The sequence below is a fragment of the Porphyromonas sp. C0026D3 genome (assembly GCF_056590775.1).
In genome coordinates this window covers 157244-169617 of the sequence record NZ_JBWPWU010000001.1, presented here as the reverse complement: position 1 = coordinate 169617, position 12374 = coordinate 157244, and the positions used below count along the sequence as shown (strand labels likewise).

Annotated in this window: 10 protein-coding genes; all 10 read right to left on the bottom strand. The window is 50.8% G+C overall.

Annotation, left to right across the window (positions count from 1 at the left end):
* Positions 1 to 19: 19 nt before the first annotated feature.
* Entirely contained in the window at positions 20 to 1915 is a 1896-nt protein-coding gene (locus AC1EK1_RS00720) for an amidophosphoribosyltransferase (protein ID WP_480305138.1), read from the bottom strand.
* A gap of 68 nt (positions 1916 to 1983) precedes the next feature.
* Positions 1984 to 2403, bottom strand: a complete 420-nt coding sequence (locus AC1EK1_RS00715) for a DUF5606 family protein (protein WP_480305137.1) — start codon at positions 2401 to 2403, stop codon at positions 1984 to 1986.
* Positions 2400 to 3005, bottom strand: coding sequence for a dephospho-CoA kinase (coaE, locus tag AC1EK1_RS00710; protein WP_480305136.1), 606 nt, complete (start codon positions 3003 to 3005; stop codon positions 2400 to 2402). Before coaE ends, AC1EK1_RS00715 begins: the two co-directional genes overlap by 4 nt.
* A complete protein-coding gene (locus tag AC1EK1_RS00705) occupies positions 2986 to 4062 on the bottom strand; it encodes a YbbR-like domain-containing protein (RefSeq protein WP_480305135.1) in 1077 nt (358 codons plus the stop codon). The genes coaE and AC1EK1_RS00705 overlap by 20 nt, the downstream gene beginning before the upstream one ends.
* 43 nt (positions 4063 to 4105) lie before the next feature.
* Positions 4106 to 4414, bottom strand: coding sequence for a preprotein translocase subunit YajC (gene yajC, locus AC1EK1_RS00700; RefSeq protein ID WP_480305134.1), 309 nt, complete (start codon positions 4412 to 4414; stop codon positions 4106 to 4108).
* A gap of 56 nt (positions 4415 to 4470) precedes the next feature.
* Complete coding sequence (locus AC1EK1_RS00695; RefSeq protein WP_480305133.1) at positions 4471 to 5388, bottom strand: transcription antitermination factor NusB; 918 nt, start codon at positions 5386 to 5388, stop codon at positions 4471 to 4473.
* A 374-nt stretch (positions 5389 to 5762) separates the two neighbouring features.
* Positions 5763 to 7562, bottom strand: coding sequence for a DNA topoisomerase 3 (locus tag AC1EK1_RS00690; RefSeq protein ID WP_480305132.1), 1800 nt, complete (start codon positions 7560 to 7562; stop codon positions 5763 to 5765).
* 90 nt (positions 7563 to 7652) lie between these two features.
* On the bottom strand, positions 7653 to 9404 hold the full coding sequence (locus AC1EK1_RS00685) for a phospho-sugar mutase (RefSeq protein ID WP_480305131.1): 1752 nt from the start codon (positions 9402 to 9404) through the stop codon (positions 7653 to 7655).
* Positions 9405 to 9534: 130 nt separating this feature from the next.
* Entirely contained in the window at positions 9535 to 10260 is a 726-nt protein-coding gene (locus AC1EK1_RS00680) for a lysophospholipid acyltransferase family protein (protein ID WP_480305130.1), read from the bottom strand.
* A 25-nt stretch (positions 10261 to 10285) separates the two neighbouring features.
* Positions 10286 to 11953 (bottom strand): AMP-binding protein, encoded by a 1668-nt coding sequence (locus AC1EK1_RS00675; protein WP_480305129.1) that lies wholly within the window; start codon positions 11951 to 11953, stop codon positions 10286 to 10288.
* Positions 11954 to 12374 lie beyond the last annotated feature (421 nt).

Here is a 12374-nt window from a genome sequence, read left to right as displayed (position 1 = left end):
TTATTAGTTTATGGTTGTGTTAGTATCTCTTTTTGGGGGTATAGTCCTGCTCAAAATAGTCGAGCAGGGCTTGGTTGACCAGGCGCACGCCTCCTCGTGTTGGGAAGTCGCCAGTAAAGTACCAGTCTCCGAGGTGGTGAGGAATTGCTTTGTGCAACCCCTCAATGCTCTGAAAGACTAGCTCGACGGGACAGCTGATGCCTTCGGGCTTCATGAGTTCTACCATCTTGACATTGAGATCCTCCACAGAAAATGGCTGGTAGACCTCTTTTACAAAGTTGGTTTCGTAGCACTCATCGGTGTTCATGGCGCATTTTGTCCGTTCGTATAGGTCGTTCAATCGCTCTTCCAGTCCTCTGTCCTGATGCAAAGCAATAGCTGCACGAAATGCCACAAACTCCTTCATCCGGCTCATATTGATCCCGTAATAGTCGGGGTAGCGAATCTGAGGACATGAGGATACGATTACGATCTTTTTGGGATGAAGGCGACTGAGAATCCCGATAATGCTCTCTTTGAGTGTCGTACCACGGACTATACTGTCATCAATGACGATCAGGTTGTCTACGTTCGGCTCGATAGTCCCATAGGTGATATCGTAGACGTGCTGGGCTAGATCCCGTCTCGTATCGTCCTCGGAGATGAATGTCCGGAGCTTGATGTCCTTGATGGCCACTTTTTCGAAGCGGACTCTTTTGCTCAGAATGTCTCGGATTTGTTCGTCCGTCAGATCTTTGTGGTTCCTCAGTTGATTGATCTTGATGCTGTTCATATAGTCCTCAAGACCATCAATCATACCAAAATATGCGACTTCGGCTGTGTTGGGGATGAAGGAGAATACGGAGTGCTCGAGGTCATCGCCTACCGCTTTCAAGATATTGGGTACGAGTTGTCTTCCCAGTGCTTTGCGCTCTTTGTAGATATCTTGGTCACTTCCTCTCGAGAAGTATATGCGCTCAAAGGAGCAAGCTTTCCGCTCTCTTGGTTCGCGGATTTGGCTGATACGTACTTCCTCACCTTGTCGACTCATCGACAGGGATTCGCCGGGCTCTAGTTCCGTGACACGATCGGCGGTGACATTCATGACGGTTTGGATCACCGGGCGCTCGGAGGCTACCACTACTATTTCGTCATCGTAGTAGTAAAAGGCAGGACGAATCCCCCACGGATCACGTGTGACGAACATTTCCCCGCTCCCGGTCATGCCACAGATTACATATCCTCCGTCCCAGAGTGGTGCGCAGTCTCGCAACGGTGCAGTGATGTCAATCCTCGACTCTATGTCGTTGGTGATATCCATTCCGGTTAGTCCGTTGGCTTTGCTCTCTCGGTATTTGTGCTCTATCTCTCGGTCTAGTCGGTGCCCCAGTTGCTCCAATAGTACTAGCATGTCCGACCGATCGCGCGGATGCTGTCCTTTGGAGACGATGTCGTCAAAGACCTCATTCATGTTGGTGAGGTTAAAGTTGCCACAGATTGCCAAGCTCTTTGCTCGCCAGTTGTCTCTTCGGAGTAGCGGGTGCACATACTGCAGTCCGCTTTTGCCGGTTGTACTGTAGCGTAGGTGCCCCATGTAGATTTCACCGGCAAAGGGCATGTACTTTTCGATCACCTCATCGGTCAGCTCTTCTGTTTTTAAAAAGTCATCGATCGTCCTTTTCACCATCGAAAAGTCCTCTGCGATGGCTGAGGTCCCCAGGGCACGTGCGCGAAAGAAATACTCCTTGCCCACCGGGGCATTCATCTTGAGCGAGATGAGTCCTGCCCCCTCTTGCCCACGGTTGTGCTGTTTTTCTAGGAGTAGATAGAGTTTGTTGAGTCCGTACTTCCAGGTCCCGTACTTTTGTCTGTAGTAGGAGAGGGGTTTGCGGAGACGAATCATGGCTACACCGCATTCGTGTTTGAGCTGTTCCATATCTTTCTGAGTCTTTGTGTTGTGAGTGAAAAAGCCAAGTAACATGCTGTTACCTGGCTTTTTGGGGGTTATTCGTTGCTGTCGTTTTCCTCTTCTTCAACAAAGAGTACCATACCTTTCTTCCGAAGGATAATGTACCACTTGACGAGCTTTCGGATATCGCTGTCATGGACCCGCTCCTGGTCATAGCTGGGCAAAACCTTGTCCATGAATGCTCGGAGTGTCTCATGGCTTTTGGCGATATCCTTCTCTTCCGGGATGGTATCACCGTATGCTTCGTGGATGCATTGAAAAACTTGTCCCAAGGGGAGGTCGCCTTCTTCTGTATACAGGGCTATCTCTGCCAGTGAGGAGACTTTTTCCCGGCCAAAGATAGGCACCTTGCGTCCTGTGGTGAGCTCCTCTACTATGTAGGGCATTTTGGCAAAGTTCACGATGCGGTACAGCCCGGGCTTGCCGGATATAGATATGATCTCTTTCAGCTTCATGAGTTTCGTGTTACCTGGTTATAGATAGTTTCTAGTTGAGTGATTATGGATTCTTTTTCGTTGTTGTATAGGTGGTAGTCTGCGTTTGTTTGGAGTAGGGTACGCTCTTCTGTCTGGAGACGATCTATTTGTGCAAAGTCCTTGTCGCTTAGGTCCGGATTGCGGCTCAGTACTCTCTCCATACGCTTGTTGTCATCGCATAGGACTGCTATTGTCCTAGTACAAAAGTGATAGAGTCCGGAGGTGAAGAGTAGGGCAGACTCTATCACCACAGTGGCGTATGGTTGTTGCTCTATCCAGTCGGTCAGGTGGGCGAAAAGGGCTGTGTGCACGATCTTTTCGATCCCCTCTTTGTCGGTTGCGAGGGCTTCTCGTAGCTTACACTTGTCCAGACTTCCATCCGGCCTAATCGGATCAAACCCTACAAGTGCCGTTATTTGTCGCCTTACGGTTGGCTCGTGGTATAGTTGCTTGGCTTGGTGGTCGCAGTCGTATGTGGGTACCTCCCACAGGACCTCTATGCACTTACGCACGAGGCTTTTGCCCGATCCTATAGCTCCGCAGAGGCCTATTACCTGTTTGCTATGGTCTCTCTTCGCCATTTTCTTCTTGCAGGATATAGCTGACTCGATCAGGATCAAGTTGTATGAGCTGTACCTCTTCCGGGAAGTTTTTCACCTTTACGGACAGGAGTTTTTGGTCCTGTGTCTTTATATCTCCCGCATCCACGTATAGTTGGATGTCCGGTAGCGCACTATCTCGTGCCGAGGTTTTGGCTATGAGGTAGGTGACCCTCACTTGCTCCGGTAGGAGGTGTAGGGTGTAGCCCGGCTTCAGCCCCTTTACGGCTATGTTTGTGGCGATAAATGTGCGACTGGTCAGCTCCTCTGTGGCCAGCGATACGATCACACTGTCCGGTTGCACGCGCGTATTTGCGGGAGGAATGAGGGCTATGGCAGTCCTTATTTTTCCGGGGTCTCCGATACGTACGGCCACCGTGTCTGTCCGGACGATGAGGTTGTGTGAGGCACTGAGTGAGTCTATTTGGCTTTTGGCGGCATAGAGCATGACCTTGTCGGGGGTCAGCTGTACCTCACCCACCAAGTTGAGGTTGGGCTTTTCTCCAAAGTCCACTTGGCTTGTGAAGATGACATCGGCCTCTGCACTGCTCAGGGGTTCGTAGGGGATCTTTAGGGTTGAGGGCTTGATGTTGACATTGAGGAGTGTATCGGTGAGTATGGCTTTGGCCATTGGCAGTATGTTGGTCAGTACCTGGCTCTTGAGCTGGCGGTCGGTGAGCTCCCAAGTCCCTCCATCGGTGTCGAGCGAGGAGGTGTTGACTATAGGGGTGTAGGTCGGAACCGATCGGAACAAGCTGTTCAATGTGTACCTCAATAGCCCAAATCCACTGCTGTGCAGCTCCACGGTCAAGTGCCTCGGGAATACCGTACTATCGGTAACCACATACTCGGCCGGCAGGGCAGGCCATTCTACCCGGACATCGACCTCCTTGGTGTAGCCTTGTGGGCTTGACAGTGCCAGCACAAACCACATGAGCGTCGACAGGAGAATGCACATCGCCAACCCCATCCAGCGTCTGCCACGCAGGATATAGGCCGTGAGTTTGCCCTCCTTCAGTATGTGCCTCAGCCCTCTCAATTTTAGATCCTATGGGTCTCCGTAGGCTCAGTCTCAGCCGGGGTTATCGGGTTGTTTTGTTGTCTGTGGGGATGGCATAAATGTTGCCAAAGTCAACCTTCATTTTCACCCCATCCCATACCTCTATGGTTACTTGGTTGGTTGTCGTATTGATCTCACGTACGATGCCGTAGATACCACCGCTAGTGATGATTTTGTCTCCGGGTTTCATCGCCTCGCGGGCCTTTTGTACCTCTTTTTGTCGCTTGGATTGTGGGCGGATCATGAAGAAGTAAAAGATGGCAATCATGAGGACGATCATGAGGATGTTCATCCAGCCTGCTCCGGGAGCTGTTGCTTGTAGTAGGGTCATTTTGTATTATCGTTGATGGTTATAGTTTAGTAGTTCTCTATTTACTGTTGGCTCTGTCAGTCGCCCAAGATCTTGCCGTCTGCCTTTAGGTCCTTGAATAGGTTGTGCAAGATCCCATTGATGTACTTGCTACTGATGGATGAGCTGTACACATGGGCTTGGTTGAGGTACTCGTTGATAATGATGGTCGTGGGAGTCTGTGGAAAGTAGAGTGCTTCTGCCAGTGCCATTTGGAGGATGATGGAGTCGATTCTGCTGATTCGGTCCGCATCCCAGTCTTTCAGGTACTTGGCTAGTAGCTCTCGCAGCTTGGTGCTGTTGTGGATGACTTTTGAAAACAACTCTGGGCCAAAGCTTTGATTGTCTTCATTGCTGTATTTCGGGCGGAGGCACTTGGTGTACTCTAGATCCTCCTCCATGGCGTTGAATGCTTTGGTGGCGAAGGTAAAGACAATGCCGATGTCATCGTTGAGGTAGATATTGTGTTCTTCCAGGCGTTCTCTGAAAGCGTCACTCATCTGGTACTCTTCTTTGTAGAGTTCTCTCCACCATTGTTTTACTGCTTCGAGGTTGGTCCAGCTCTCCGGCTCTTTTGTTGATTCGAGTGCTTGGGAGAGGACTCCGGTGTGGTACTCACTCAGCAGTGTGCTTGAGAATCCTTGTTCCTCATAGAGTTGCATGAATCTTTCGTCGGCGCGGATGATTGCCACCATGGGGTTATCCGCAATGTGCTTGAGGAGTGTGATCTTCTCTTCTTGTTTTCGGTACTTCTCCTCTTCTATGGCCAGCCGATCGTTGGCCGCATCGCTCAGAGCCAGCGGTAGTCCACACAGTGTGATGTATAGTCTGTATGATGCGTCTAGAGCATCCTCTAGGATCTGCAGAGCGCGTTGCTCGGTCATTTGCCCTGTAAAAGCGTAGTAGTTGTACAGAACCTGAAGTACTTTGATACGTATTAGCAGTCTATTGATCATATTTCCTCACACTCGGGTCTCCTATTTGTTTATTCTTTTTGGGCGATATTCACCTCGTACAAAGATACCATTTTCTCGCTACCCTTGCACTTTCGGAGCTCGTTTTCTCTCGGGGTGGGTGGATTGGAAATAACGGCTCTCTTTTGACCTATGGAAGGGCCGTAACAAAACCGCTTGTCCGAGCCTCTCTTTTTTCTTCTATCCGTCCAAGCGATCGCTTCTATCCGTGAAAAGTTTTGCTTCTATCCGTGAAACCGATCGCTTCTATCCGTGAAACTTTGGCCCCTCTGCAATTGCTTGGCTTTCTGTCGCTTGCAGAACTCTAAATTTGGCCCCCAAAAACAGGGCCGAATTGGTGGCGGTTGGGTGGATTTTCAGCCCCCTTTGGCGGGGTTGATGCGGAGGACCTCCTCGACAAGCTCGTGTACCATTTCTTTTAGCTCGTCGAGAAAGGTTTTGGGGCTGTATTTGTTTTGTTCGATCTGCCGTAGCTTGTATTCCCACTCTCCCGTGAGTTGTACGCTCTTGAGGAGTTCGTTTTGGATGGTGTGGATGAGGTTGATACCTAGCTCTGTAGGTACTAGACTTTTGCGTTGCTTGCGGACGTAGTCTCGTTGGAGGAGTGTCTGGATGATACTTGCTCGGGTGGAGGGGCGTCCGATCCCTTTTTGTTTCATGGCCTCGCGTAGGTCCTCGTTGTCTACGAGTTTGCCAGCTGTCTCCATGGCGTTGAGGAGGGTGCCCTCGGTGTATGGTTTGGGGGGTTGTGTTTGTTTCTCCAGTAGCTCGGGTTTGTGTGGTCCGTGCTCTCCGGGTACGAATGGGGGAAGGAGTGCCTTGTCTCCGGAGGGTTCGGCATCGTCGTCGTCCTGTTTGTTGTCGTTGCGGTAGACGAATCGCCATCCTTCGCTGGTTATGACCCGTCCCGAGGTCTTGAAGGAGTGTCCTGCTATATCTGCCATGACTGTGGTTTGCTCGTACTCCATGTCCGGGTAAAAGGCGGCTATGAATCGGCTGGTGATGAGGTCGTAGATGACTCCTTCTGAGACGGATAGGCCTTTGGCGAGCTCTCCGGTGGGGATGATGGCGTGGTGGTCGGTAATCTTTGAGTTGTCAAAGACTTTTTTGCTTTTGCGTATCTTTTTCTTGGCTATGGGATCGATGAGCTCCGGCACTCGTGCGTAGAGCTTATTCATGATATCCGGGATCTTGGGGTAGACGTCCTCCGGTAGGTAGGTGGTGTCGACGCGTGGATAGGTGACGAGCTTGCGTTCGTAGAGGTTTTGTAGGGTTTTCAGGGTGTCGTCGGCCGAGTAGCCGTATTTTTTGTTGACCTCTATCTGCAGACTGGTGAGATCAAAGAGTCGAGGTGGCCCTTCTTTGCCTTTTTTTTTCTCTACTTTGGTTACGGTTAGCTTCGCATCTTTGATTAGGTTGATGACAGCGGTGGCTGCTTCGATGTCGGTGTATCGTCCTTTTGTGGAGACAAAGGTGGCATCTCGGTACAGTGTTTTTATCTCCCAGTAGGGTTGGGGGCGAAAGTTTTGGATCTCCTCGTGACGATCTACGATGAGAGCCAGTGTCGGTGTCTGTACCCGTCCTATGGAGAGGATCTTGCCGAACTGCCCGGGGTGAAACTTGACTGTGTAGAGGCGCGTGGCGTTGATGCCAAGGAGCCAGTCACCCACGGCGCGTGTCATGCCGGCGTAGTACAGGTTGTCGTATTTTTCGGCCGGGTCTAGATTTGCAAATGCCTCTTTTATGGCTTCATTGGTCATGGATGAGAGCCATAGTCGCTTGACAGGGGCTGGATTCTTGGCGAGCTGCATGACCCACCTCTGGATGAGCTCTCCCTCTTGCCCGGCATCACCGCAATTGATGACCTCTTCTGCTTGGTGCATGAGGTTGCGGATGACTTCGAACTGTGCCCTGATCCCATCGTCGTTCTTGAGCTTGATCCCAAACTTTGGGGGAATCATGGGCAGGTGGACCAGCGACCATTTGCTCCATGCTGTGGTGTAGTCTTTGGGCTCTTTCAGTTCGCACAGATGTCCGTAGGTCCAAGTGACACAGTATCCGGCTCCTTCCATGTAGCCTTCACGCATATGCGTGGCCCCAATGACAGTGGCTATTTGTCGTGCCACTGATGGTTTCTCGGCGATGCACAGTTTCATTGTTCGTCTTTTGTTTTTGCTCCAAAAAAAAGGAGGTCGCTACTTGGACAATAGTGACCTCCATATTCTGTCCTGATCTGTATCAGAATGTCAAATGCCTATTTGTTGACGCAGCCGGTCTACACGCTCTGCACATTTTTCCTTGGCTTTGGCAAGCTCCTGGGCGTTGGTGGGGTTGGCGTGTACTTCTAGATAAAACTTGATCTTGGGCTCTGTCCCGGATGGGCGGATAGAGAGTTTTGTGCCATCTTCGGCTCGGTACTGTAGGACGTTGCTCGTCGTGGGCATCTCTAGGGTAAAGGTCTCACCCTCGTCGGTCAGGTACCCTTTTAGGTTGGAGTAGTCCAGTATCTCTACGACTCGTGATCCGGCAAGGTCTTTCAGCGGCTCGGACCTAAACTTGGTCATCATCTCCTCGATCTCCATGGCTCCGGTACGTCCGGGGCGGACTACCGATATGTTTTTTTCAAGCGAGTAGCCGTAGTCGAGGTAGATTTTGTCCAGCAACTGATAGAGGGTCAGCCCCTGCTCTTTGGCCCAGACGGAGATTTCGGCGAGTATCAGGCACGCTGAGGCGGAGTCTTTGTCTCTTACGAATGAATCCCAGAGGTATCCATAGCTCTCTTCTCCACCACCGAGGTATTCTTTTTTGCCTTCGTTTTTCCGAATGACGTCAGCTATCCACTTGAAGCCTGTGTAGGTGTCGTATAGCTGTACGTGGTTCTTTTCGGCAATGGTCCGAATCAGATCTGTGGTGACTATTGTCTTGACGAGGTATTGGTTTTCGGACAGTGTGTGTGCTTTTCTGCGCTGCTCGATCGCATAGTAGGCATAGAGTAGGCAGGTCTGGTTGCCATTGATGAGCACCCAGTTGCCATCATTGTCCTTGACTGCTGATCCTATACGGTCGGCATCGGGGTCACTTGCCAGTACTAGCTCTGCGCCTACTTGCTTGGCACGCTTTATGGCCAACTCGAGTGCAGCCGGTTCTTCGGGGTTGGGAGATACAACGGTCGGAAAGTCACCACTGACTACGTCTTGCTCAGGCACAGTGTAGAGGTTGGTGAACCCTGCTTCTCTGAAGAGCTTGGGGATTATCTGTCCGCCGGTGCCGTGTATAGGAGTATAGACGATCGGGAAGTCGTGGTGCTTTTTTATGAGCTCGGGGGACAACCGTGTCGCCAGGATGGCGGTGATGTAGTCTTCGTCCATTCGCTCATCCAGTGGGGTGATGAGGTCACTCGGACCATTTAGCCGCACCTCTTTCATTGAGCGGATCTTGTTGACCTCACTGATGACATTTTTGTCGTGTGGTGAGATCATCTGTGCTCCATCGTTCCAGTAGGCTTTGTATCCGTTGTATACCTTGGGGTTGTGTGAGGCTGTGATCATCACTCCGCTTTGGCATCCGAGTGTCCTGATGGCATAGGATACCATAGGTGTTGGACGTAGAGCGGAGTAGAGATAGACGTGGATACCATTAGCGGCAAAGACGTCTGCCGCTATGCGAGCAAAGTCTTTGCTGTTGTGCCGACAGTCATAGCCAATGGCAACTTTCAGTTCGGTCCCTGCTCCAAATTCTTTTTTGATGTAGTTGGCAAGTCCTTGTGTGGCTGTGGCTACGTTGTATTTATTCATGCGGTTGGTCCCGGGTCCCATGATACCGCGCATGCCACCGGTCCCAAACTCCAAGTCTTTGTAAAAAGCATCCACCAAAGGTGCCGGATCTGCAGAGTCGAGCATTTCCCTGACTTCTTGTTGGGTATCCTTGTCGTAGTCGTCCGTCAGCCATGCTTCGGCACGCTTGCGGATGTTTTGGAGTAGTTCTTCTGATAGTGCCATTGTATGATACGTTTATGCTTGTAGTGATACTGTACTCTGTGTACGCTAGTACCTCACAAAGGTAGTAAAAACCACTCTTACCCCCAAGTTTTACTCCCTGTTTTGGGAGTCGGAGATTGTATGGACCCGGCTATGCTTCGAGTCCTGTGCGTAGGATTTGGTTGATGTCTGAGGATAGCTGATCGACTCCCTCAGGAGTTTGGGGGTAGTCTGCCACATTTACTTCCGGGTAAAAGGTGAGGGTGAGAGGGTGCGGGGTAGGCCAGATGGCATCGCGACTAAGGGCTTCGTACCCTCCTTTGATGGTTACGGGCAGTACCGGGGTCTTTGTGTCGATCGCAATCCTAAAGGCCCCACGCTTTAGTTTCCTCATGGATCCGTCCATTGTGCGAGAGCCTTCGGGGAATATGATGATGCTGTAGCCGTCTTGGATGGCACGCTCTGAGGCAAGAACTACTTCTCGTGCCCCCATGGGGCTTTTGTGGTCTACAAAGACAAAGCCACACTTTTCGCAAGCCCAGCCTACGATTGGGATGTTTCGGATAGCTCCTTTCAGGACCCACTTGAAGGACTGACCAAAGTAGCCGTAGAGCAAAAAGATGTCCAAAGCACTGGTGTGGTTTGGGGTGACTACGTAGCACTTCCCTTGCTTGATGTTTTCTCGGCCGTTTACCTCTATGGGGCATTGGAGCAGTGCCAGGGTGATGCGACTCCAAATCATACCGGGGTACAGTGATCCAAACCTTTCTGCTCCAAGGAGAGAGGAGGCTGCAGCCGTCACTGCGCAGAGGACTGTCGCAACCAAAAACAGAGGGGTTACGAAAAGGATGTACAGCTTGTAGAGTGACTTTTTCATCGGATTCGGAGTGTAGTGGATAGGGTTATTTTACTAGGAAGCGTTTGATGCTCTGTTTTGGTGTTTTCTCAAACTCCTCTTCGCGCACCTCTATCTCTTGTATGCGTTCGTAGGCCGGTAGCATTTCGTTCAGTGTTGAGCGTATGCCTCTCAGGTGTTCGTCGATTGACTCTTTTGTCGTCAGTCCCTGTGTCTTGAAAAACTCCTCATCCAGTCTTACGACACCGACAAGGCGATTCCCATGTCGTTGGACCACGATCGACTCGGAGATACCGGGTAGCATATTGAGACGCTCTTCGATCTCTTCAGGGTAGATGTTTTGGCCGTTTGCCCCTAGGAGCATGGTCTTGATTCTTCCCTTTAGGTAGAGGTTGTGTTTTTTGTCCATGGCTCCGAGGTCTCCTGTGCGCAACCATCCGTCAGCACTAAATAGTTGCTGGGACTCCTCGGGGCGTTTGTAGTAGCCTTTGCAGACATTTTCACCTCGCACTTGCACCTCTCCGACCATCTGACCATCTATTTCTTGGGGTGAGGCGATGCGTACTTCGCAGATGCCTTCCAGGGGCTTGCCACAGGAGGTTGGGGTGTATCTGCTGGGGCGTTCGTAGGTGATGAGGGGGCCACACTCGGTCATGCCGTATCCCACGGTGTAGGGAAAGCGTATTTTGGTCAAAAACTTCCCGACTTCATCATTTAGTGGAGCCCCTCCGATGATGAATTGTGACAGATTACCCCCCATCGCTTCGATCAAGCCATCTTTGATCTTTTTGTAGATCAGTTGGTTGAGTCCGGGTATGCTTAGGGCGACTTTGGTCATGAGCTTGTTGAGCTTTGGCCGGAGGATATTCCGGTATATTTTTTCGATCACCAGCGGTACCGATAGGAGAAGCCTTGGGCGGACATCCCTAAAGGCTTTCAGTAGGATCTTGGGAGTGGGGGTCAGTCCCAGGATATACGAGTGGGCCCCGTCGGCCAGTGGCAGCAAAAAGTTGAAGGTACAGCTATAGGCGTGCGCATTGGGTAGAAAACAAAGGATGGGTTCGCCTCGGCCTAGGATCTTCTCTTGCTGAGCAAAGTGGAGGTTGGCCACAATGTTGTTGGAGGTCAAGATTACGCCCTTGCTGTAGCCGGTGGTTCCAGAGGTGTAGTTGATTAGGATGGTGTCGTTGTTGTCCATAGTCGGGTAGACTATGTCCTCTTTCCGAAACCCCATGGGGTAGTGCTCCGAGAAGAGTTGCTCTGCATCAAGTAGCTTGGCACTCTCTAGAGAGGTGAGGTCGGTGTAGGGCTTTAGTGTGTTGTAGTCGATGGCGCAGAGGACCTTGGGCATCTCTTCTTTGCACAGCTGATTGGCATGCCCCTTGTCCACAAAGACGGCTACGGAGTCACTGTGCTTGATGATGTTGCGGATGTCCTCTTGGTGAAAGTCCGGCAAGATGGGGACAATGACTGCCCCATAGGTGACCACTCCCATCCAGACTATGCACCACTCTGCCGAATCCTTGCCTATGATGGATACATGATCACCTTTTTGGATCCCCAGTCGGTCGAGCAATAGATGTACTTTGGCTATGCCTTTGGCAAACTCTGCATAGCTGTAGGTGCACCCGGAGCTGTAGTTGGTCATGGCCGGCAGTGACCAGTTGTCCCGAAAGCTGACTTGGTATATCTCGTTGAATGTTTGGTCCATCATGGCTGTTTATGCTTTTAGTTGTTGAGTTGGCTAGTATCTAAAAAAAAGATTTCACACTTTGTGTTTGTTTGAGCAAAAGTAACTATTTTCTTGCACATTCCCCAAAGATCTGTGCGGTGTTTGTCCGGCGGGATTGACTTTGGGAGCTTTGATAATCTCTGATCGGGAGTGGTTTTTCCCTTCCTGTTTTGTTCCTTGGTAGATGGCTCTTCAGGTGGACGGTCATGTCGTGCCAAAATTCACGGTTGTGATCGCACTCACTTTTCTCTATCCGTGAACCCTTTTGCTTCTATCCGTGAAAAGTTTCTCTTCTATCCGTGAAACCATTTGCTTCTATCCGTGAAAAAAACAGGGTGAGGTAATCTCGTGACACTCAATAGGGTAGGAGGACGTGCCTGGATAGGGGAAAAAGGTCGGACAT

Excerpts from the sequence above, each read along its gene's own strand:
- yajC (WP_480305134.1), bottom strand. The coding sequence starts at position 4,414 with ATGACCCTACTACAAGCAACAGCTCCCGGAGCAGGCTGGATGAACATC.
- AC1EK1_RS00690 (WP_480305132.1), bottom strand. The coding sequence starts at position 7,562 with ATGAAACTGTGCATCGCCGAGAAACCATCAGTGGCACGACAAATAGCC.
- AC1EK1_RS00720 (WP_480305138.1), bottom strand. The coding sequence starts at position 1,915 with ATGGAACAGCTCAAACACGAATGCGGTGTAGCCATGATTCGTCTCCGC.
- AC1EK1_RS00675 (WP_480305129.1), bottom strand. The coding sequence starts at position 11,953 with ATGATGGACCAAACATTCAACGAGATATACCAAGTCAGCTTTCGGGAC.
- AC1EK1_RS00680 (WP_480305130.1), bottom strand. The coding sequence starts at position 10,260 with ATGAAAAAGTCACTCTACAAGCTGTACATCCTTTTCGTAACCCCTCTG.
- AC1EK1_RS00685 (WP_480305131.1), bottom strand. The coding sequence starts at position 9,404 with ATGGCACTATCAGAAGAACTACTCCAAAACATCCGCAAGCGTGCCGAA.
- AC1EK1_RS00695 (WP_480305133.1), bottom strand. The coding sequence starts at position 5,388 with ATGATCAATAGACTGCTAATACGTATCAAAGTACTTCAGGTTCTGTAC.
- coaE (WP_480305136.1), bottom strand. The coding sequence starts at position 3,005 with ATGGCGAAGAGAGACCATAGCAAACAGGTAATAGGCCTCTGCGGAGCT.
- AC1EK1_RS00715 (WP_480305137.1), bottom strand. The coding sequence starts at position 2,403 with ATGAAGCTGAAAGAGATCATATCTATATCCGGCAAGCCCGGGCTGTAC.